At 42.5% G+C, this 22007-nt stretch carries 17 protein-coding genes; 6 read left to right on the top strand and 11 right to left on the bottom strand.

Annotated elements, in window-relative coordinates; all coding sequences use genetic code 11:
- The first annotated feature begins 1 nt into the window (after position 1).
- The 3 genes from N477_RS12605 (at position 2) to N477_RS12595 (ending at position 4291) form a co-directional block, all read left to right on the top strand.
- On the top strand, positions 2 to 1306 hold the full coding sequence (locus tag N477_RS12605) for a sensor histidine kinase (RefSeq protein WP_063363311.1): 1305 nt from the start codon (positions 2 to 4) through the stop codon (positions 1304 to 1306).
- An 84-nt stretch (positions 1307 to 1390) separates the two neighbouring features.
- The gene (locus N477_RS12600; protein ID WP_081216561.1) at positions 1391 to 2143 is read left to right on the top strand and encodes a LytR/AlgR family response regulator transcription factor; all 753 of its coding nucleotides are present in this window, start codon (positions 1391 to 1393) and stop codon (positions 2141 to 2143) included.
- 159 nt (positions 2144 to 2302) lie between these two features.
- Complete coding sequence (locus N477_RS12595) at positions 2303 to 4291, top strand: TonB-dependent receptor (protein WP_063363309.1); 1989 nt, start codon at positions 2303 to 2305, stop codon at positions 4289 to 4291.
- A 26-nt stretch (positions 4292 to 4317) separates the two neighbouring features.
- Here the strand turns inward: N477_RS12595 and N477_RS12590 are convergent, their stop codons facing one another.
- A complete protein-coding gene (locus N477_RS12590; protein ID WP_063363308.1) occupies positions 4318 to 4614 on the bottom strand; it encodes a DUF6482 family protein in 297 nt (98 codons plus the stop codon).
- Positions 4615 to 4789: 175 nt separating this feature from the next.
- On the opposite strand from N477_RS12590, the gene N477_RS12585 reads away from it, so the two are divergent.
- Genes N477_RS12585 through N477_RS12575 form a run of 3 tightly spaced genes read left to right on the top strand, consistent with a single transcriptional unit; the run spans position 4790 to position 7434 of the window.
- Complete coding sequence (locus N477_RS12585; protein WP_063363307.1) at positions 4790 to 6076, top strand: LysM peptidoglycan-binding domain-containing protein; 1287 nt, start codon at positions 4790 to 4792, stop codon at positions 6074 to 6076.
- A gap of 21 nt (positions 6077 to 6097) precedes the next feature.
- Complete coding sequence (locus N477_RS12580) at positions 6098 to 6805, top strand: hypothetical protein (protein WP_063363306.1); 708 nt, start codon at positions 6098 to 6100, stop codon at positions 6803 to 6805.
- Entirely contained in the window at positions 6784 to 7434 is a 651-nt protein-coding gene (locus tag N477_RS12575) for a hypothetical protein (protein ID WP_063363305.1), read from the top strand. Before N477_RS12580 ends, N477_RS12575 begins: the two co-directional genes overlap by 22 nt.
- On the opposite strand, the gene thpR is transcribed toward N477_RS12575, so the two are convergent.
- The 10 genes from thpR to N477_RS12525 all read right to left on the bottom strand — a co-directional run bounded on the left by thpR (position 7424) and on the right by N477_RS12525 (position 21416).
- Positions 7424 to 7948 carry an RNA 2',3'-cyclic phosphodiesterase gene (gene thpR / locus N477_RS12570; RefSeq protein ID WP_231098142.1) on the bottom strand — a complete coding sequence of 175 codons (525 nt, stop codon included), beginning with the start codon at positions 7946 to 7948 and terminating at the stop codon, positions 7424 to 7426. The two genes, N477_RS12575 and thpR, sit on opposite strands and share 11 nt — an antisense overlap.
- Positions 7948 to 8466: a hypothetical protein gene (locus N477_RS12565; protein WP_155731886.1), complete on the bottom strand. Its 519-nt coding sequence runs from the start codon at positions 8464 to 8466 to the stop codon at positions 7948 to 7950. Before N477_RS12565 ends, thpR begins: the two co-directional genes overlap by 1 nt.
- A gap of 113 nt (positions 8467 to 8579) precedes the next feature.
- Positions 8580 to 11726 carry a lantibiotic dehydratase gene (locus N477_RS12560; RefSeq protein ID WP_063363303.1) on the bottom strand — a complete coding sequence of 1049 codons (3147 nt, stop codon included), beginning with the start codon at positions 11724 to 11726 and terminating at the stop codon, positions 8580 to 8582.
- Between the two features lie 10 nt (positions 11727 to 11736).
- The gene (locus tag N477_RS12555; RefSeq protein WP_063363302.1) at positions 11737 to 12960 is read right to left on the bottom strand and encodes a lanthionine synthetase C family protein; all 1224 of its coding nucleotides are present in this window, start codon (positions 12958 to 12960) and stop codon (positions 11737 to 11739) included.
- Positions 12961 to 13155: 195 nt separating this feature from the next.
- Positions 13156 to 15285, bottom strand: coding sequence for a peptidase domain-containing ABC transporter (locus N477_RS12550; protein ID WP_063363301.1), 2130 nt, complete (start codon positions 15283 to 15285; stop codon positions 13156 to 13158).
- A 30-nt stretch (positions 15286 to 15315) separates the two neighbouring features.
- The gene (locus tag N477_RS12545) at positions 15316 to 16560 is read right to left on the bottom strand and encodes an HlyD family efflux transporter periplasmic adaptor subunit (RefSeq protein ID WP_063363300.1); all 1245 of its coding nucleotides are present in this window, start codon (positions 16558 to 16560) and stop codon (positions 15316 to 15318) included.
- Between the two features lie 134 nt (positions 16561 to 16694).
- Positions 16695 to 18056 carry a bifunctional UDP-N-acetylglucosamine diphosphorylase/glucosamine-1-phosphate N-acetyltransferase GlmU gene (gene glmU, locus N477_RS12540; protein ID WP_063363299.1) on the bottom strand — a complete coding sequence of 454 codons (1362 nt, stop codon included), beginning with the start codon at positions 18054 to 18056 and terminating at the stop codon, positions 16695 to 16697.
- Between the two features lie 1154 nt (positions 18057 to 19210).
- Positions 19211 to 19894: a helix-turn-helix transcriptional regulator gene (locus N477_RS12535; protein WP_063363298.1), complete on the bottom strand. Its 684-nt coding sequence runs from the start codon at positions 19892 to 19894 to the stop codon at positions 19211 to 19213.
- Between the two features lie 563 nt (positions 19895 to 20457).
- Entirely contained in the window at positions 20458 to 20991 is a 534-nt protein-coding gene (locus N477_RS12530; protein ID WP_063363297.1) for a hypothetical protein, read from the bottom strand.
- Between the two features lie 206 nt (positions 20992 to 21197).
- Positions 21198 to 21416, bottom strand: coding sequence for a hypothetical protein (locus tag N477_RS12525; RefSeq protein ID WP_063363296.1), 219 nt, complete (start codon positions 21414 to 21416; stop codon positions 21198 to 21200).
- Between the last annotated feature and the right edge of the window lie 591 nt (positions 21417 to 22007).

Raw genomic sequence — 22007 nt, 5'->3', positions numbered from 1 at the left:
GATGAACATGCGCTTCAAAGCCACACTATGTGGAGTAAGCTTACTCCTCAGTGGCATGCTACTCTTTGTCGCGGCCATGCACTATCAATTAAGTGCCATCACTGCGTTAATAATCCTGTTAATCATCGCTCAAATAATGTGGCTCTCTCGCTTATTTCAACAGGCTCAACAATTTCCAGAGCAACTATTTCGTGCACTGGCCAATGGCGACCATACTCTAGGCCTGCCTACAGCCCACCCACTGCGTAAAGACTACGAGCAAGCTCGCAGCAAAATGCAAGCCACCCAACTGGATGCGCAAAGGCAAGTGCAAATCATCAATGCGTTATTCAACCATATCAATCTACCCATGTTGATCTGCGATGAACACGGTCAAGTGATTGAGCAAAGCACCGCCGTAAATAAGCAGCTGGGTACTAAGATGAATAACTTAGAGGCACTTAAACAGGGCAACCCTGACATTTTTGAGTTTGTCAGTACGGCCACCACCAACCAACATGGCACCTTTCATTGGCATAAAAATGAGCAGCCAGAAACCTTGTATGTACAAGTAAGCACCCTACATGTGCAATACCGTCAGTATAAAGTCATCACACTGCAATCCATCACCGAGCAACTCAATACCAAAGAGCAACAAGCCTATAAAAAGCTTACAAAAGTCCTTACCCATGAAGTCGCAAACTCCATCACGCCATTGGCATCGATGGCGCAAACCTGTTTAGCACTGATACCGGATACGCTGCAATTTGATGATCAGGAAGACAAAGACGACTTAACACTCGCTCTATCCACATTGGCATCTAGAAGTAGCCATCTAAGCGACTTTATCCGTGAATTTAGACAGTTAAGTAACCTACCTGTACCGCAGCTGCATACGACACAACTTTGCGACTTACTCGATACAACCAAACACCTGTTCGCCAGCCAACACCCAGATGTTGATATTGAGGTCAGTGGTATAACACATACCATGTGCACGCTTGACGTAAAGCAAATCGAGCAGGTACTTATCAATCTATGCAAAAATGCCATTGAAGCGGTTGCCACCATGCCCAATACCGCACCAAAAGTTCGCCTTATTGCACTGCACAATGAACATGGCCAACTCTGTGTGGATGTGTGTGACAACGGCCCTGGAATAACGGAGCAAGCCTGTAAAATGATGTTTGTGCCTTTTTTTACTACCAAGCAACAAGGTTCAGGTATCGGTTTGAGCTTATCAAAACAGATCATGGTGCAACATGGAGGCGAACTGCTCTACCTTCACCGTTCTGAAGGGGCTTGCTTTCGCTGCGTATTTGGATAGTGAACAGGTTAAAATACCACCACTTTATATAGGCAAATTAAATTATTCGCGTACACTATCACTGCGTTTCTGATTCAGGGTTATATGATGACAGCACAACTTAAAAAGGAATGGCTCATCTCCTTTGCTGGGTGGAGTGCCTTTATCTTCTTCATGTCTGCCACTTATGTGCTTTATGATTGGGCCATGCCACCGGCTGAAGAGATTAATAATCGCCCTTGGTGGGCTTTACAAGAGTGGGGGCTCTGGTATTTGTTAACGCCCGTGGTTTTTCGTCTCCTCACACAGCACCATCAAGCAAACCGCCTGACTAAGCAAAAATTTATCTGCATCCTTGCCTTGATGTTATGTATTTCCATGACCTATCAAGCCATATTTGACTTCTGGGTGTTGTGTGATGCCATCCCTTACACCATGCTTTACTTTGCGCCTTCTCACCCGCTGGTGTTGTTTGTTTTAAGCTATCTTTGGCATACGTTTTTGCGCACCGAGCAACCCCTTCATCACAATACATTAGAAGTGGAAACTGGCAGTACCACGGCGCGGTTACGCTTTAGTGATATCACCCATATCAACTCAGCCAGTAATTATGTTGAGTTACATACTGAGCAACACCATTATTTAAAGCGGATCACGTTAAAGCAAATCGAGCAACAGCTCCCAGATACACAATTTATACGTACGCACCGCTCACACTTAGTCAATTTAGATTACGTTGAACGCATACATATAAAGCCGTCCGGTAGCGGTTTAGTGCTACTAAAAAGTGGTCAATCGGTGGCGCTGAGCAAAGCATTCAAACCGGTATTAAAAGCCAAGTTAAAACACGTCGCTTAGCCCTCAACATTACACTCGTCCCAAGCCCATAGGGACGAGTGAACAATCCCAGTCCATTCGTCCCAAAAACCCACCAGCTATCCCTAGGTTATTGATAGTAATAGATTGATTTATTTAAATAGACTCAGCAAGTCAGTTAAAAATGGACGTCAACTCTCGATGAAAGCCTATTGTTCAACCATGGTATTACTTGGTTTTTGTGCCAATACATTCAGTATCACTGCCGCAGCAAGCGATACAAAAACAACACACCAACAACAGTTTGCTGCAACACACTATGACAATGACAACCTGCAAGCATTACACGGACAAAACGCATTAGAAAAAGTGAACCAATTACCCGGCTTTACGCTAGTGCAAAGTAACCAGCAGCGCGGACTGAGTGCCGCAGGCGGAAACGTGCTTATCAATGGCGCAAATACGGTTTCTAAATCTGAGTCTCTGTCTGATATTTTAAGGCAATTACCCAGTGACCAAATCGCTGCCATTCATCTTTACAGCGCAGGTCACCCCTTCAGTACAGCAAGCCAATTTAATCAATTAGTTAATATCATCACGCATTCACCCAAACTTGGCGCACACTGGCAAGTCAGAAGTAAGTTGACCTCCGCTTATCACGCCTATCGCCCAAGCGAGTTGGCAGCGCAAATCGCCCTCCCCAGCGAAGGCTGGCAACATCAGCTGAATGTGCATTATCAAGATGATCGCAGCCAATCTACCTCACAATTCCAAGAGATAGACGCATTTGGCAGCATGATAGAGCAGGGTCATGAAGCGTTTTTTGAAAAACGCAATGGTCGGCTATTGTCGCTCACCAGCCAACCAGATCTCGTTGACAGCCGCCTAGTTTTTTCAACCAAAGCCGTCCTCGATGACTTTCAAACCGAGCAAAACAGAGATAACAGCAGCCCTTTTTTATGGCGATTAGATGAATCAGAGTCTCGTTCTGAATATGAAATGGCTGTGGACTGGCAAAAAGAAAGTCATCATAAAAACCAGTGGCAGATCATCGCACTACACAACCGAAAATTAGAACATATTCACAGTGCCACTTTTGACCACGCTGCCATCGCAACGCCCTATCAACAGCACAAGACACAACAAGAACAGGTGGTTCAACTCAATATCACTTTGCCAAACACCGCTTATTCACCTGAATTTGGTATTGAGATCAGTCGCAACCAACTGGATGCCGCGACGAACAATGACGGGGACTTTGAACAGGCGCAAGTGAGTGAAGTCAGATATCAGCCATATGCCGCTATCTCCAGTGAAATAAATCAACAGTGGCAGCTGTATACCCGCCTAAATACAGAGCGAACCGTCCTTAAGAGCCGCGCCAAGCAAAACCATAAAGCCCAATTGGGATTTATTAAGCCACTTATTAGGCTCAGCTATGACCCTCAGTCCAATTGGGATATGACAATAACGGCACAATATCAGGTTGATCAGCTCGATTTCGATGATTTTGTGCAAAGCCAAGATGCAGAGTTTAATCGTGCTCAATCAGGCAACCTCACCCTCAGGCCAAGTCAATTCACAGAGCTGGCAACCCAGCTCAACGTACAATTGTTTGATAGCTTATTTTTCAATTTAAACCTCTATCATCAGTGGCAAAAAGACATTCATGAATTTATACAACTGCCCAATGGCGATACCATGATAGGTAATGCCGGTGCAGCGCAAAAGCTGGGCGGCGCACTTAGCGCGACATGGGATACCTCAAAGTGGCTAACAGGAAGTCAATTTAACTTAAGCTATGATTTTGCACATGCCCGATTTGACGACCCATTGACCGGGTCACGGCCCACTGACGGGATCACCCCACATGATGCCTCCGTTGAATTTCGCCAAGATGGCAGCACCTATAACTGGGGGCTCGAACTCTATCTTCCTCTGACTGAAACCAATTATTACATTGACGAAATATACACTGAGAAAGACCAAATTGAACTCAGTGCTTTCGCGGAGTATCAACTGTCTAAACGGCTGCGAGTACGTGGTGCTGTCGCAACCCTAAATACGGCGAAGTATAGTTATGTACAGCATTATTTTGATGTCAATAGACTTGGCAGATACACAGGGACTCGTCGTATTGATGAACGAGTCGACCCCGTTGTTACCCTATCTCTGTTAGGGCAGCTGTAAATGGGGCATAACGCCCCACCTTTCTCTTAGTGAACGAGCGGCAGTTTAAAGCGACAATGTCCGTCACTGACGCTGCCCACCATCTCGTCATAGGCAGTTTCCATATCAAGCGTGGCTTCTGTCGCGCCAAGATCTGCCAACTCGACTTCAGCCTCGCGCAACGAGTTGTAAGTAACGATTTTACCTTTTTTATCGGTAATCAAATGATAGTTACCCAACACATCTAAACCACCGGCAAGATAATGGTTTGAGTCTGCATAACTGAGTATGACCGGATCCATATAGCTGTGTTCAAATTGTTCTTTCAATTCTGTGCGGTCCATAAAACACCTCTCAACAGTGGAACTACTTACTTAAACGCACTCAACCCCAGTTTAGTTCAAAAAACAAACAGAAACTATCTCGCTGGCTCACTATGTCCCAATTATTTTAACTTGTGTATTTATTTCACTAACTTATAAAATAGCGTAATAAGAATAATAATAACTCGGTGCCGCTATGCTAAAACGACCGCTTCTCATTGCCTGCTTTTTATTTCTTACGGCCTGTCAGACGACACAAGATGCTGCACAAGCTGACGCTTCTGATCAGCAAATGCAAGAAGCCCATATTAAACCAACCCAAATTCAAACCTCGACAGGCGTGACCAAGGTAAAGCCTTTTCCAACAGCGCCCATTCATGAAGAGGATGTCTGGCAGCGGATCCGCCAGCAAATTAGCTTTGCACCCTCAAGCCACCCTAGGGTACTACGACGCGTAAATTGGTATCTTCAGCACCCAAATTATATGGATACCATCAGCCAACGTGCAGGTCCTTTGCTGTATTACATTGTGACGGAAATTGAAAAGCGCGGTTTACCCATTGAACTGGCACTCATGCCTTTGATTGAAACTGACTTTGATATGCAAGCCTATTCACACAAGCATGCCTCGGGACTGTGGCAACTGACGCCTTTAATTGCCAAGCATTATGGCATTGAGATCAACCCTTGGTACGATGGCCGCCAAGATCTGATTGACTCAACCCGTGTCGCGCTTGATTTTTTAACCTACTTACACAAGCGCTTTGACGGCAACTGGTACCACGCGGTTGCGGCGTATAATACGGGGGAAGGCAGAGTCTTAAGGGCCATAGAAAACAACCGTAAAGCAGGTAAATCAACAGATTTTTTTGCGCTACAACTACCGCGTCAAACACGTCACTATGTCCCTAAACTTATCGCTGCCACGCAATTACTCAAACAGCAGTTAATGCCTTTTCCGGCCATTGCCAACATCCCAGCCATCACCACAGTTTCTTTACCCGCTGCCACTATTTTAGACCGAAATCCTCAGTGGTCGATGCTGGCCGAGCTCAATACTGGATATGCACGCTTTCCCGCTTTGCTTGGCGGCCCCAATCGCCTCATTATGCCAATCGACAAAGCCCAGCAATGGTCGGACTATGCCAAAAACCTCCCAACCATGCCAAGTGACCAATGGCAAACCTACACAGTGCGACGTGGCGATAGCCTGAGTGTGATTGCCGCTAATTATGAGCTCAGTGTTAGACAACTCAAGTCATTTAACCAACTGCGCTCCGATACCATACGCATTGGTCAGCAATTGGTGTTACCCGTACTGGCCGATAAACACTACACCTATACCGTCAAGTCTGGCGATAGCTTATGGCGCATTGCCAAGCAATTTAATGTTTCCGTGAATAAGTTAAAGCAATGGAACGCGCTATCCAGCTCAACACTGCAAATTGGCAAAGAGCTCACTTTATTTTTAACGGCGCCATAAGTACATAAAAAGGAATTTACCATGTCATCTGAACACGACCAGAAGATAGAAGAACAACATCAGCCAACAGAAGCGCTGCGACCTAGAGCACCGAGACTCAAGCTAAAATTATCACGCTCTAAAATGAACAGCATTTTAGCCCTGTGTGCGATTTTAATTTCCGCAGCCTCCTTTTATGCCACGTACATGCAAGCCAAAGCAGCCCAAGAGCAAGTGACCGCCGCAGAGCGACAACTTTACGCAGAGACTTGGCCTTGGTTGCAAGTCAGTTATAGCGACTATAATATCGAAGCTGAGCGCGCCCATATGACTGTGAAAGTGAAAAACTCTGGTACTGGCCCTGCACTTATCAAATCCATGCACTTTGCATATCAAGGCGAACAGTACAACACCCTCGTTGAACTCCTAAACGATTGCTGTAGCCTCAATGCCTATCGAGATGCACTAAAAGAAGTTCAATCTGATAATGGGGATATTAACTACCTCAAGCAGTTTGGCTGGTATGTCACGAGTAATCCAAACAACTCTCTATTAGCGGATGGCAATGATTTAGTCTTATTTTCTATGGTGCGCAGCAAGTTTAATAATAATTTATGGGAAAAAATTGGTGAGATCGCCCATGATATTGAAGTAAATACTTGCTATTGCTCTTTGCTCAAGCAATGCTACACAGTTAATAAAGCGTCGGAAGTAAAAAAGGTTGCGAATTGTTCCAACTTAACTCAGTAAATCGCCGAAAAGCGGCTAAACACATTTGTTTATACGAAGGGGTCATTGCCCATTTATATGTCGATACTCGCGGCAATGTCACCTTGGGAGCGGGTTTTCACATTACTAGTGCCAAAGCGCTCAGCAAACTCCCTCTGCGTGAAAAGTCGACACAAAAAGCGGCAAGTCGCGCAGCGAAAATTCAAGAATTTGAACGTATAGCCAAATTGCCATCAGGACGCTTAGCAAGCTGGTATGAATCCCACTGCAAACTGTATTTACCACAGCAAGCATGCGTACAGTTACTGGAAAAAAAGATCGCCGAATTCGAAACTGAACTGAGCACCCTATTTAGCGCGAAAAACGGCTATGTGCCATTTCGTCGCATGCCATCAAATGTGCAACTAGCATTACTCGATATGGCCTATAATTTAGGTACTCCCAACTTAAGCCGAGCTTGGCCAAATCTATTGCACGCCATTCGCCATGAAAACTGGCAGCTTGCCGCCACAGAGTGTCGACGCAAGCATGTCAGCGCTGCGCGCAATCAAGCCACCGCACGGTTATTTGCACAAAGCGGCTCTGTGGGTTTGCTCAAGCGACTTGGCCACTTTCTTTTGACCAAAGCCCTTGCACGATTTAAGCGCTAAGTGCAAAAGAGTAGATTGGCGTATAGTGCAAACCATCTTCAAGCCTGTGTGAGTGATAAAGATGAAACTCAGTGACGTCTAAGGTAAATGGCACTATGGGTGCACATACTGACGGCTCAGCTTTAAGCCCACGAAACAAGGTGATATGAGGAGAAAATGGATAGGGATTACGATACAATCCCAGTGCTTCCCCACAGTTGCGCAAAGGCTCTGCAATACCGCACAACGCGTCATTAATGTGATCGGGCCGCAAATAAAATAGTCCGTTATGCGACCAATATCCCGTGCTATCAAAACGCAGTTGAAAAGATGGCTGCGCTAAACTGTGGGCAAATTCGATCACCTTTTCTTCAGCGCTCGCGTCTGCCTGAGCTAAAAATGCCAATGTCAGATGCCAATTACGCGGCAAGGTCGACGCTTTAGTGGCAATAACAGAGGTATCTAGCCAGTGTTGAATATGTGCCGTTTGTTCAGGTGTTAAGCCAATACCAAAAAACAGTCGCTTCCCTATCATTATTTAAATACCACTGCCTTTTTGCTCGGCGTATAAATACGTGTTTGCGGTGCTGTCCACTTACCTAGCTTAAAGTACTGAGTCGCGACACTGAACTGACCATCTTTAAAGCGGCTTGTAGACTTCACTTGGGTAATGCCGTTTTGGTCGCCCACAACTTGCTCAAAAGCTGCAAATTCATAATCACTGATCACCTCAATTCGCCCTGAGGTATAAAAGCCTGCTGTCGTAAAATAATAAAATACCAAGGACTGCTTTTGCTTATCCCAAAAAATCAGCGACTCGCCGCCATAATCCCCCTGATTGATAGAATGTAAGGTCCGAATAGCCGTGCCGTTCAGCGCCCTCTCCCAATGGCTGATATCTTCCACTGCAGGCGCATCTGCCGCCATGCTAAAACGGGCTTGCCAAGTCCCCAAGTAGGGGGAGAACACGCTCAACTCTTTGGCGAGCTCGGCCGTCCAAGCTAGCGGATTGTAGAAACAGATTGCACACACAAGGCATTTTAGCGCTCGCATCATGTCACTCCTTACTAAACTGAAATGAGTTTGCTTGCATTCAACTCTAGTGCGCCCTGCAGCAAAGCACAAAAAAAGCGCTCAGTTGAGCGCTTTTTTAATCATCAATGATTTTACGATTTTTTATCTGCTGAGAAGTATTTACGACGCATCAAATCGTGTATGACTAACTCTTGCTCACGACCATAAGCTTTAAACATACGGTTGTTATGCATATGCAAAACAGAGTTCAGCAACGAGTCTTTCGTACAATTTAATTGCTCTTCAGCTATCAAACGATTTAACACCTCTATCACAGGCGCTGCACTGGCTTGCCACTGCTCTAAAATCGCCAATATTGCTGACTGTACTTCATCGCACTCGGTCGCGTTTTCCGGCACCAATTTAACAAAGTCATCATCGAGCTTCTGCTGATAATCACGATAGCGATTACCTAGCTGCTTACGTAACAGACTGGTTTCATTAAACTCTCGACCAAACCCTTCGCGCAACTGGCTAACTAAGGCAAAGCGGGCTTCATCTGAGTACTCAAAGAGGTTAAACAATCTATGTGTACACGCCAACGCCACACGCCAGCGCACATCTTCACCATACTCATCAATTAAGCCACAAGTTTGTGCAATTAAACGGCTATCGAGCATAAATAGAGATTCCACCAAACTCATTGACTCAGGACCGCCGTAGCGCTCAACTTCTCGCTCGTAAGTCATTAACTCAACCTTGTGCAACTCTCCAGATTCAATTTTAGGGTCCAATAACGCATTTAATCGCGGTAGTAATTGACCGCATAACAAGCTCGGATCACCATGGAAACGTAAACGAATATGCCAATCAGGATCGCCATAACGAATAAAGAACCACTTGTCGTACAATTCGCTGTTTTCTTCAATCAGAGGTAAAAGTTCTTCTGTCAGTAATTGCTCAACCAATGAGTTACCTGAGTATATCTTCAAGCTTAACCACTCAGAACCCGCGCTAAAGCGACGCTTAATCGGCGTGGCCGTGATATTGGCATAGGGGTCGTCTGAGTAATGGGCATGTACCGCTGCATGCTCATTGAAAAATGGCACAATGACTTCGTTGTTGTAATGGCGACCTTCACTATCGACAACACGGGAGCGATAGCTGCTCGTTAATACTTCTTTGAGCTCAACCGTAGTTTGGCCTTTGGTCTCACCCAATAAAATCGAGAACATATCAGGATTGCGTATATCAAGCTGTAATACATTGTCTGACATCGCAAAACTCACCTGTGCATCGAGTTGATACTTTTGCATCAAGCTATCTAGCAGTTCACGGTTAAATTGACCTTTTTTACTCACCGCTTCTAGCTCGCTGCGCTCTATACGCCACACCTTTTCACTCAAAATCAAGTTATCTAACATGACACGTGGCACAAATGCAGCGCGCTCAGTGCTCGATGGCATACTGAAGTGAGGCGCTCGACCTTCTTGGTGTTGCAGCATACATAAGAATTTATATGCACTTAAACTGCGCGCGGAGTAATTGTGCGCACTGGATAAGCGCGGCACGACTTGCTTGTTTAAACGCTTGCTCCACAGCTTCACCTTTTGGCCTTCAACCCAAACGTGTAAATCACTGAGCGGGATCTGGTATTCATCACTCAATGCACTGTCAGCCATAAACACAATTTCATACTGACGCAAGTGTGGACGTGCAATCACGTTACCAGGGCGACCTTCTGGCATGTGTACCACTTCAGCAAAAATAACGTCTTCGTTGTGTGCTTGCTCTTGTGCTAAATGCTCCGTCACCGATGTTTTTAACTGTGCGTCAAGGTGACAAAAACGGCCAAGTAAATTAGCTGCAGAAGGGCCATAACAGCCATTGAATTTGTATATAGGATTGCCTCTATCATCCTGATATAAGCTCATCATGGTCGCAAATGAATACGGGAAGCTCTTCACAGCATCTTTGTTGTTGATCTTGCCTTTGAGCTCTTTGCTCTTTAGCACAATACAATCTTTACCGCGATTTTCCGGCAAGCTTAAGGCACGCTCAACAATGCTATCAATCATGCTGATCTCAGGCGCAGTATTTTGATTTGACCCACTGCGCGCAAGGTTGAGTCCCGCCACCAGCGGCGCCTCGTAACCTGTCTCTGTCGAGATACCAATGCCTGACTCATCATCCAAAATGACATCTAAAGGGACAAACTGCCCTTCAAAACGGCTGTTAAACTGCGTCATAAATTGGCTCAAAGCAGAACCCGAACTGGTAATCGTGAGTCCTGCAATCACTTCAAGTTGCTTTTGCACACGCTTAATTTCCATTTCGGAAATTTGGCACTGCTCAAATGCACGGTATATGTCACTTTGGAATAATTTGTTTTCTTGGGCCTTAACCGGCAAGCTTTCTAAGTGAGACAATAGCTGTTTATAAGGGGTGATCTCACCACTGCGGTTAGTATCTAACTGCTCAATTTGGCTCAACGCCGTTGCCAATTTGTCTGCGGCATCCAGCTCTTTAATGCCTTCGATCGATTTAAGTAAAGCCAGATCAGGAGAGTCTCCGGTCAATGGCAGCGGGATATCTGCCAGTAACACGCCCTCATCAATCAAATCTTGAATGTAGTTTTCAACTTCTTCTTGTTCAGCTTCGTCGTAATGCGCTAAAAAACGCGTAACTAATTCGTTAAAACTCAGCCCTGGCTTTGCAAGCTCTAAGGCGAACTTGAAGTATTCATCACTTTCAACCGCACTTAAGCGATATTGCATGGTGTCATCAGACAGATAGGTCTCAATGTAACGGCATTGCTCTGCGATAAAATAATGAGATGAGTTTGGCTTATAAGTGAGGTGCTCTGAGCGTGAAGCATGTTTGATAAAGTGCTCTTTTAGCGCGGATAAGTAAAACATATCAAGACGCGTTTTACGGGTATCTTTCACATGTTGCGCAGGCGTTAGAGTCGTTTGGCTATCGATTTGACCTTGATGAATGCCAGAAAATAGACCAAACGGCGTTGGTCGCGAACACATACGCACCATGTATTTAATCAATGCATGTGCGACTTTTTTGCCTTGTTTAGAGTCCGGTTTAGTGCGCCACTGCTCGATGCGCTCTAGTAATGACGGGCTCGCTAAATAAATCGCTTCTTCAACACCTGGCGTAGCTAACCAAGCGCTCAATAAAGTATTGGTATCTTGATTGTCATCACCAAATGCCACCAGCTCTTCAAGTGCTAGGCGTGGCGTTCTAATTACAAAAAAGTTATCATTTTTTAGTTGCTTGCTAGACATTCTTGTACTCCTATACCATCAACAAACAGTCAGTCCAGCTCACATCATCATCTAATAAGCCTATCAAACCACAGCCGACACCGGCATACCCCATTAAAAAGCCAAAATCAGCTTCATGCTCTTTAGTCAGGCCGTTGTATGAATACATTCCCTTTATTCCATGCTCTTTATAAGCGTTCAAACTATAGTCAAGCCAAAATTGAGCCGCTTCAACGAACTTGGGATCTGGTATGAATTTATTAACAATTTGGAAGATCACAGCCAAACCAACAAAACCATGGCATAAACCGGCATCATTGATATAGCCGCTCTTATCATCTCGCTTCGCAGCATGCAGTGCGATATGACGGGCTTTATCGACATAGCTTGGTCGATCTAGTGCCTGACCTGCTCGTGCTAAAATCAACGCGATGGTGATATCACCATAACACCACCCAAGACGAGAAGTTGGATCACTTTCTCCTGCACATGAGCCATAACAAGAGTGATGGGTATGCTCATGTCCTGTTTGGTTCTCTAGCAACCAATCACAAGCACCAGACACCAACTTTGCAGCACGATCTTTTAAAGCGGGTACTTCCATCGCCGGTATTAACGCCGCGATCATACCCGGCACACCATGTGCAAGCCCAAGGTTAAACTCTGGTTTTTCCCTGTCGTCAGTATCAAAACGATACACTGAATTACTCGGCTGTGACCAAGCGATGTGGCCATTATCAAAGTGCGTAGCGGTACTTTCTAGTCCCCTAACAATAATCTCGAACAGTTTTGATTGGTCTGAAAACTTATTGCGTCTGGATGCATAAGGCGCATAGCCCGACAAGCCCAGCACCATTTCGATTTCTCCCGGCCAAGGGTTGTAATCAAGCGCCTGTATGAAGAGGTCATCAACATCTTCGAGTAACTCAGGATCATAATCTTCTTGATCCGCTTGATTTAAGTACTCCAAAACCCAAGCTTGACCAGCCAAACCATTGCTAAGCTCAAAGCTTTGCTCTCCCAATTGCTCTTGCAATAACTCCAACTTTTCTGAAAAAAGCGCCTCATCAACCGAACTTGGATCCAGTTGATACGCTTTGAATAAAAACAAAAGCTGTCCTGCAAGACCACTCAGTAGACCGTTTTTTAACTCCGCATCGGTTTGAATATTACGACTGACTTCTTGAGCAAGAATGGTGATAATTTCACCCATTTCTTGACGTTGATTATCTGTGATTGATAGTTGCTCTGACATTGTCTTCCTTAATAAATAAAGCTTTATTTTTTTTCTTTTATCAATAAAAGCTAACGCAATTCATCTTGTAGCTCAAGAGGGTTGTCCCTGTTACCTACAATTGAACGCTGATATTGTTTGTAACTGCATTTTTCAAATAAGCGCAAATCACCTATATCTAAACATCTGATATGAAGATGATTTGCCTTTAGAGAATTAATCGTTTTGAGGTTCCAATTCCTCAGCAAGTACTTTTTGCAGCCTAATTTCTCTGTCTGCTGAAGCGATGGTTTCCTTTCTGTGGGCAATGATCACTCGGGTCATATCCAAACGGCTTACAGCTTCGTTGATATCAGACTCCAACGTTGTATCTAAATGACTCGTTGCTTCATCCATAAATAGAATCTTCGGCTGTTTGTACAGCGCACGCGCTAAAATAATACGCTGTTTTTGGCCGCCAGAAAGTGAAGACCCCATGTCACCTATCAGGCTTTCATAGCCCATTGGCATTTGACTGATATCATCATGGATCGAGGCAAGCTGCGCACAATAGACGACGCGTTCCATATCAATTGGGGTATCGAAAAACGCAATATTATCTGCAACAGATCCCGATAATAGCTCATCGTCTTGCATCACTGCTGCAATTTGCTGACGATACTGGCGCGCGCCAATTTGATCGATAGGCACATCATCAATCAGTACATCACCACTTTTCGCGTCATTGAGGCCAAGCATAATTTTAAGTAAGGTTGACTTACCGCACCCTGATGGGCCAGTAATTGCCACTGACTCACCGGGTTCAATGTTTAAATTCAAATTATGCAGTACGTTAGGTGTCGCATCTGAATAGGAGAAACAAATATTTTTCAGCTCAATTTTACCTTTAACATCATGTTTCTTAAGTTGCTCAGGTTGAAGTGTTTCCTTATCTGTTAACGCGATATCGGCAATACGGTCAAAATGCAGACCGACCATTTTAAACTCAATGAGCTTTTCAATCAGGTTGGCCGTCTTATCCATAAACTGGCGCTTGTACGACATGAAAGCAAATAGCATTCCGGTACTAAATCCGCCCTCAAGCACCAAGTGCGCAGCAAGGTAAACGACAAGAATGTTCTCTATTCCAAACAAAGCGCGGTTAATCGCATCGTAGCCAATTTGAAAATTACCCAAACGAATGCTTTGGTTAATTGCATTGGCATAACGATTTTGCCATTGCCCCTCACGCTTAACCTCAGAGCCAAATAACTTAATCGTTTGTATACCGCGTACGGTCTCCATGAAGTTAGAATTTTCTTCTGCACGGGCCATGATCTCTTGCTCACTGATGTTCCTAAATGGCTTATACATAGCAATACGAACTAATGCGTAAGCGATCACTGCAGTGAGTACAACCACAGACAAGGTTGGGCTATAAAAGAAAATCATCGCCAGGGTAATAATGGCCATCAAGCCATCAATGATTGCTTCGATTACCCCTGTCGTTAAGATCTGTTTCACCTGTTGCAGTGAACCAAATCGAGATACCACATCACCCATGTGTCGCTTTTCAAAATAGGAAATAGGTAAACGCACTAAATGATGAAATAAGTTAGCACCCAACTGAATATTCATTTGGTTACCAAAGTGCAGCAGCGTAAACCCTCGCAGTGCGTTGGTGGCGATTTCAAAGACAAGCACTAGGAAAAAGCCGGTCGCCAACACGGTCAAAAGGTTGGTATCACCGGTGAGTACAACATCATCTATCACTAACTGAATATAATAAGGGGCCGCAAGCGTAAAAACCTGCAACAAGATTGAGAGGAGAAATATCAGGAGCAGTGAACGCTTTAGACCTGTGATACGACTCCAAAAGTCCGCAAAGCGTAAAGTTGGTTTTTTCTCTTTCTTTTCAAAACTTTTTGTTGGTGTTAATTCAAGTGCAACGCCAGTAAAGTGTTTAGACGCTTCTTCAATGGTATAGGTTTTTTCGCCGTATGCTGGGTCATGGATCACAATGCGTTTTTCATTGGCCTTTTTAAGTACCACAAAGTGGTTCATATCCCAATGCAGAATACACGGTGTTTGCAGTGCGTCGAGATCCTCGAGCTCTATTCGAAGCGGCCTCGAGCTCAGCTCCAACTGCTCTGCAAAATGCATGATGTCGAGCAGCGTCGCGCCTTCAATAGAAATACTAAACTTTTGTCGCAGTGTCGTGAGGTCACTGTGATAGCCATGATAAGCCGCGACCATTGCGAGGCTTGCTAAACCACATTCTGCTGCTTCAGATTGCAAAATAACCGGCAGCGAATTCCTTGACCAAAACTGTAATTTTTGTACCGGTGAGTTATCTTCCTGGTGCATATAAAGCCTTTTTTATTATCGTTATTGCAGCTACAGCTGTCCTTTAATACTAAATACTGGATCAAACAACCAACGAAGTAGTGATCGCTCCTCGATAATGATATCTGCATCTAACATCATACCTGCACGCAATGGTGTCGATTTACCGTACGCCTGAATATGCTGCTCAGATAAAGAGACAACGACGCGATAAGCTGGCTCAGAGATCATTCCAGGAATAATCGCCTCTTCAGGTAAAATCAAAGAGCTACTTATCTGCTTTATTTCACCGCTATAAATACCAAACTTCTCATAGGGGAAAGCGTGATAACGCAACTTCGTCGCTTGCCCTGATTCGATAAAACCAAATGCGGATGTAGGCACATAGATCACCGCCTGCATTTGACTATTTTCAGGGATCACACTGAGTAATCGCTCACCAGTGACCACGTTTTTGCCCACTTTTGCGAGTAGACCGGTCACAACACCTGCTTTAGGCGCTCTTAGTTCACCTAAACGCTGCTGCTCAACAGAAGATAATTGAATCTCCATGTCAGCACGCTGAGAATTTAACTGATTAATACGTTCATCATGCTGTAAAGGCAATTTTTCCAATTGCATATCATATTGTTCAATTTGCGCTTGTAGCCCCAGCTTTTCTGAACGGATACTAGAAGACTGCTGCTGCAATGATAAAAGTGTATCCTTTTGCCTTTGTAGCTCTAATTCAGAGATATAACCAGTCCCTTTTAAGGTGCTGATTTGGCCGACCATTTGCTCATTTAATTCAAGACGCTTGGCAAATGTTTGCGATTGATTGTCTAATTCCGCCAAGCGCTTTTGAGCCGTTTCTTTTTGTTGTTGAAGCTCAGCCAAGTCAAGTCGATACTGTTTCTCTTGCTGTGCAATTAATCGTTCAAGATTTTGTAATTGAAATGAATATTGATTAAGCAAAGCTTGGTTAAGCTCAAGAGCTTGGGTACTGTGCTTGGCAGATGCAATCCGTAAGATGGGTTGATTGGCTTCAACCAACTCACCTTCTTCGACTAATACCTGTGAAATGATCCCCTCTTGTGATGCAACCATGCTCAATACACCAGTATTAGGCTCAAGCACACCCGTTACTCGCTCTTTGCGCGCATAACTGCCCAAAGTTAAGTAAATAATACTGATAACCACCACAAATAGGATCAGAAAGGTGAGTGTTTTAAACACAGGTGGCTGAACTAAACTCACAGCTCCTTCTAATCGGTGTCGCTTATTCTCAAGTACTTCTTTGCGAAAGAGATTTTCCATAATGACTTGTACACCCGAATTAATTGTTTTTATTGTTAAATTTTAATTAACCTCGAAGTTAATGTATCACTTTAGAATCCAGAAAGGAATCAGGTACAAAAAAAGGGAAACGTATTTCCCTTTTTATTTTCTTATTAAGACTTTTTCACCGGTCTTTGCCATCCGGCAATATTTCGCTGCTTACCTCTGGCCACTGCCAGCTGCTCATCTTGGACAGTGCTGGTGATCACCGAGCCGGCAGCAATGGTTGCTTGGGCACCTATTTTTACTGGTGCAACTAACGAGGAGTTAGAGCCTATAAATGCACCATCTCCAATCACAGTTTGTGACTTATTCACGCCATCATAATTACATGTGATGGTACCTGCGCCAATATTCACTTTCTCTCCGACTTGCGTATCGCCCAGATACGTAAAGTGATTAGCTTTTGACCCAGAACCCAGTCGAGACTTTTTCATCTCAACAAAATTACCAACATGGGCATTTTCTTCCATCACGGCACCTGGACGAAGTCGCGCAAACGGTCCAAGTGTGCAGTTTGCTTTCACTTGTGCTTCTTCAACAACCGAGTTTGCTTTAATTACAACTCCGTCACCAATCGTACAGTCTTTCAAAACACAATTCGGACCAATACGCACATTATCGCCAATGGTCACTGTACCTTCAAAAATAACATTAACGTCAATCTCAACATCTTGACCTGTCGTTACTGTGCCGCGTACATCTATGCGCGCAGGATCTGCCAAACTTGCACCGTTGAGCATTAACTCAGTCGCTTGGCGAGCTTGATATGCACGTTCCAGCGCAGCCAGCTGAACACGGTTATTTGCACCTTCAACTTCCATCTTGTCATCAGGTTGTGCCGAGGTGATCTCAACCCCTTCAGCATGCGCCATCGCCACAATATCCGTGAGATAGTATTCACCCTGGGCATTGTTATTCGAAAGTTGACCAAGCCATTTTTTTAGCAGCTCACCGTTTGCAGCCATAATGCCTGTATTGATCTCTTGAATTTTAAGTTGCTCTTCAGACGCATCTTTTTGCTCAACAATGCCAACAAGCTTGCCATTTTCGCGCACCATACGTCCATAACCCATTGGATTATCAAGCGTCACAGTCAATACTGACAAGCCTTTTTCAGGTGTCACCGCCAGTAGCTTCTCTAGCGTAGACTGCTTAGTTAACGGGACATCCCCATACAAAACCAGTACAGTGTCTTTATCATCAATGTAATCTTTGGCGACAGCCACTGCATGACCAGTGCCCAGCTGCTCTTCTTGTAAGACCCAATTTACATCATTATGAGATAAGTGTGTTTTTAATTGTTCAGCGCCATGACCATACACAAGGTTTGTAGCTCTTGCACCCAGTGCATTTGAATTGTCGATTACGTGCTGGACCATGGGTTTACCTGCAACCGAATGTAGAACTTTGGGTAACTTAGAACGCATACGGGTACCTTTACCCGCCGCAAGAATAACTGTATTTAATGCCATCAATGAGGGATCCTTTTTTAACTTTCTATTTCTAGCGCTATTGATTGCTTTAAGATTGCCACTCCATGTACCCAATCAAACTAAGGCGCAGCGCGCAATATCGCGTAGAAATTATTGCCGATATTTTAACTAGATTTACCGAAATTGATAGTAATAAGGCAACTACATTGAAGAATTCAGACAAAATATTGAGCTAACTTCATTTGCTATCGCTAAGCGATGACAATACGTATACTGCCTTGCTACTTTTCATACCCCAAAAATTGCTCTATGTTCTATCACCTCACCAAGTTCCTAGAGCAATTGCAAATACTTACCTGTAATAACTAACGGTTTTTTAAGACCAAAAATATAAGTAATATATTTGCCCATAAACCCTCATACACCACCCAACTAAAAAAGACATACAAGAAATAATAAAAGCAAATACAAGGAATGATCTTCTCTTAAGTGTGCGTAGTTCAAGGTAGAACTTGCAAGGAAGCCTTTTTACAGTATTGGTTATGCGTATTGATAACTTCAGACCCGAGTGTCCTAACAGGCTTTGCAAGGAAGCAAAGCCTATTTTATAGTTTATTGTGTATATGGTCCATTCTTGGCCCGATTTGCAAAATGCTTTACATGCCTCACAAACCTATCATGTTGATATGCTCACTTTTGTTGAATACCACAGTGTCTTTTAGTAAAAAACAGATAGTCCCATCAGGGAATATGAGAAATCACTAGGTCAAATATTAACAGTCTATGCAGTTCATCACATTGATCAACACAGGCTATTTATGAGCTCACTAGCCAGTGATTATTGCTTTACATTCACCTCATCAAAGAGTCTTACCGTACAAGTACAGCACTACTAAAATAGCTTTTTTATTGAGCCTCATAAATGAATCATTACCAATACACATTTAGATAACGAACAAAGTCATCACTAGAGCAAGTCAGTGCGACTGATTATGCCTCACAATTAACTAAGGAGATATAAAGGAGAAATAGATAAAGAAATTCAGAACATATACTGCTCTTTTCAAGCTCATACAGGATAATATGGCCAGCGCCTTAAGAAAATAAGCAGAGAGTTCAGCTAATGAATATAACTTGGTTAGTAATATAACTTTCCTTATTGATATTAACTAACTCTAGTTATATGCAACAGTCTAAATCAAATTATTAATTATGCATCTCGCAATCGCTTGTTGACGATTAGCACTCTGTGTTTTCTCAATACAATTAGTAAGATGAAAGTTAACAGTACGTTCGCTAATCCCTAATATTTGACTTATCTCCCAAGAGGTTTTCCCCTGGCAAACCCAAAACATACAATCCCGTTCCCGTTTCGTAATACCCAACTTTACTCTTCGGCACCTTAGCGCTGCATTCAATAAATATGGCGATAAAATTGTCCAGTACCAATCTACCACTTCGGCACTTAGCTGCACAGGTTGATTCTTTGGCATACTAAATACTAGAGCACCAACAATGCCTTTTATTCCTCTGAGTGGCAGTACAAACAGATGAGCCCCTAATTTATCCGTATCTGCAAGCTTAGCTAAAGAACAAATTCGAATACCTGATTGTGCATGTAAAGTCACTTTTTCACTTTCAAGGTGCATAATAATGTCATCTGTATATTGTCCATATACCTTTAGTTGATTCGTTTTTTTTGGTAATGAGCAATAGTCAATGAATGCCAGATAATCATAACCGACATCATTCGCAATGGTTTTTAAAGCATCTTGTAATTGTTCTGATTGACTGATTGACTCAAATAAATCAATTGCAGTTCTGATCGACTGAACATCACTAAAGGGGTTATAGCTATCTTGTTCGGTTGGCTTCATTTTTCCCTCACATTCTAAGGTGTTGGATATTCTTTATTTTTATAGACCTTAATTTATCTTTTAAAACCGCGACCGTCAAAACACAAAAACAAAAAATAAAAACATATAAATCAACACATTAAACCAAAACATTCGCTTTAAAATTAACTTTGTATTGTTTAATAATGGACAACAAAAACGCACAGCAAAGGGATTTTCAATAGGTATTTCATGTAATGTCATGCAGACAATAGACAATTGCATTAAAATCTAAACGGAATGATGTTGCTAAATTGATTTCGCCAAATAACGTTAGCGGTATATAAGTACCCACCCAGTATGTAAAACAGCAACTTAATGAAGTTCAACACTATGTTTTATTGCTCGTAAATGTTCAAAAAGCCAATACACGAGTACAAATAGATAATGGCGCTGCTGCCAATATGAAAAAATATAGAAGCGTCTTTTTCTGACATACTCTCCTCGACTATCATCGATAAGTATATCTAGCACGAGGTATTGGTGGTGAGTTGGAGCGCTGATAAATAGGTTAATTTAAAACAAAAACGCACCTGAGCTACCAATTACCTGCAATCACTTAAATTAACATACAATGGAACTTGCCCAATAGACAGTTTAACTAATTCACTGTACCTAATTTGTACTAAATCAACAGATACCAATAAGCTGCTTTTTCGTATACCATCAACATTAAATCTAACTGGTTTATTGTCCATACATAGCCATACGCTCTGAGCAATATTTGTTAAATCATAAGGCTTGTCTAAATAATAATTACCAAATGCATGAACAGAAGAAATTTTAGCCACCCACTCACCTGGCTTCAGCATAGACTGCGTGTCTTTAATAAACTCAATATACCCCTTCATATTGGAAGTATACACTTTGCTTGATCCATTATCGGTAGTCGGCTTGAATCTAACTAGCTCCTCTCCTTTTTCAACAAGTTTCCCCACCTCTAACGTGTCCGCTCGTGTGGCAACCCCAGCCTCACGCGTAAAATAATACTCTACTGCTGGTGCCTGTAAATATAACTGTCCAACCATAGGCACATCATATGTTGGCAAGATAAGAGATAAAGCTATTAAATTTTTCATATCAATCCTTAATAAAGGCCCTGATTTTTATGAAATATTAAATTGGCATTCATAAAACAAATGAATAAGTAAGCCATAAAAGACAACCTATTCATATGCTGTTTAGACACGTTTTTTATGCCAAGTTCTACAACTCTAATTTTTAAAGCTGTAGAACTCCCTTATTTACAAGTATATTTTTAACAAAATGTAAAATAAAATAAGCTTTAAAATTGCGTTACAGTATCAGTATTAAATCCTGCCACTTGCGTTACTGTATCAGTATTAAAACCTTTAACTTGTGTTACCGTATCAGTATTATGTCTATTATTTTGCGTCACAGTATCAGTATTAAGACCACCACCAATTAATTTTGTTTGCTTTGCAACAAGCTGTGAATCTTTAGAAAGAACTTTAAGAGTTTTTGTTTTTAGAGAAAGTACCATGCTTTAATTCCTTTATATTTTTTATGCTATTGTTTGCACATCTTCGTGTGCTTAAGTGGTTTATACATTAGCGTGAAGGAAGCATAATTGGTACATATCTATTCTTATAAAACCTCCCATAACATTTCATAAACACCTGATTTTAAACAAAATAAAAACACACAAATTGATAAGAAAGTATTCTAAAGTCTAAACAACAAAAAAACCTCAAAGTTATTACAGATAAATACATAAAAAACCCCAACACATAAGTGAATACGAAAAAAACAATATAAAAACCACATGCAACCAAATGTTATTTTTAAAATAAAACAAAAAGTTTAAAGGGCAACATAGCTATAAATTAATTAACCCACCGAACATTAACCCACTTAAAAACACACTAGTGAAAATTAAAAAATAACAGCCATTAACTCAAATATAAAAAACAAAATAAAACTCAAAAAACACTGATATTATCGAGATAAAAACTCTTAGGGTTGTTCTGGGAAATTTTAAAATGAGATTTTTAGACTTGGATTAATGCATTTTTATATTGTTAATATTTTATTTTATTTTTTGAGATGCACTGATTAGTAGGTTAGCAGATTA

It is taken from the genome of Pseudoalteromonas luteoviolacea H33-S, assembly GCF_001625695.1.
Lineage (GTDB): Bacteria > Pseudomonadota > Gammaproteobacteria > Enterobacterales > Alteromonadaceae > Pseudoalteromonas > Pseudoalteromonas luteoviolacea_B.
Note: the sequence above shows the minus strand (reverse complement) of the source record. Positions and strands in the feature narration are given on the sequence as shown.

Coding starts and splice junctions, on each gene's coding strand:
- N477_RS12605 (WP_063363311.1), top strand. CDS start 2: ATGAACATGCGCTTCAAAGCCACACTATGTGGAGTAAGCTTACTCCTC.
- N477_RS12600 (WP_081216561.1), top strand. CDS start 1,391: ATGATGACAGCACAACTTAAAAAGGAATGGCTCATCTCCTTTGCTGGG.
- N477_RS12595 (WP_063363309.1), top strand. CDS start 2,303: ATGAAAGCCTATTGTTCAACCATGGTATTACTTGGTTTTTGTGCCAAT.
- N477_RS12590 (WP_063363308.1), bottom strand. CDS start 4,614: ATGGACCGCACAGAATTGAAAGAACAATTTGAACACAGCTATATGGAT.
- N477_RS12585 (WP_063363307.1), top strand. CDS start 4,790: ATGCTAAAACGACCGCTTCTCATTGCCTGCTTTTTATTTCTTACGGCC.
- N477_RS12580 (WP_063363306.1), top strand. CDS start 6,098: ATGTCATCTGAACACGACCAGAAGATAGAAGAACAACATCAGCCAACA.
- thpR (WP_231098142.1), bottom strand. CDS start 7,948: ATGATAGGGAAGCGACTGTTTTTTGGTATTGGCTTAACACCTGAACAA.
- N477_RS12565 (WP_155731886.1), bottom strand. CDS start 8,466: ATGCGAGCGCTAAAATGCCTTGTGTGTGCAATCTGTTTCTACAATCCG.
- N477_RS12560 (WP_063363303.1), bottom strand. CDS start 11,726: ATGTCTAGCAAGCAACTAAAAAATGATAACTTTTTTGTAATTAGAACG.
- N477_RS12555 (WP_063363302.1), bottom strand. CDS start 12,960: ATGTCAGAGCAACTATCAATCACAGATAATCAACGTCAAGAAATGGGT.
- N477_RS12550 (WP_063363301.1), bottom strand. CDS start 15,285: ATGCACCAGGAAGATAACTCACCGGTACAAAAATTACAGTTTTGGTCA.
- N477_RS12545 (WP_063363300.1), bottom strand. CDS start 16,560: ATGGAAAATCTCTTTCGCAAAGAAGTACTTGAGAATAAGCGACACCGA.
- glmU (WP_063363299.1), bottom strand. CDS start 18,056: ATGGCATTAAATACAGTTATTCTTGCGGCGGGTAAAGGTACCCGTATG.
- N477_RS12535 (WP_063363298.1), bottom strand. CDS start 19,894: ATGAAGCCAACCGAACAAGATAGCTATAACCCCTTTAGTGATGTTCAG.
- N477_RS12530 (WP_063363297.1), bottom strand. CDS start 20,991: ATGAAAAATTTAATAGCTTTATCTCTTATCTTGCCAACATATGATGTG.
- N477_RS12525 (WP_063363296.1), bottom strand. CDS start 21,416: ATGGTACTTTCTCTAAAAACAAAAACTCTTAAAGTTCTTTCTAAAGAT.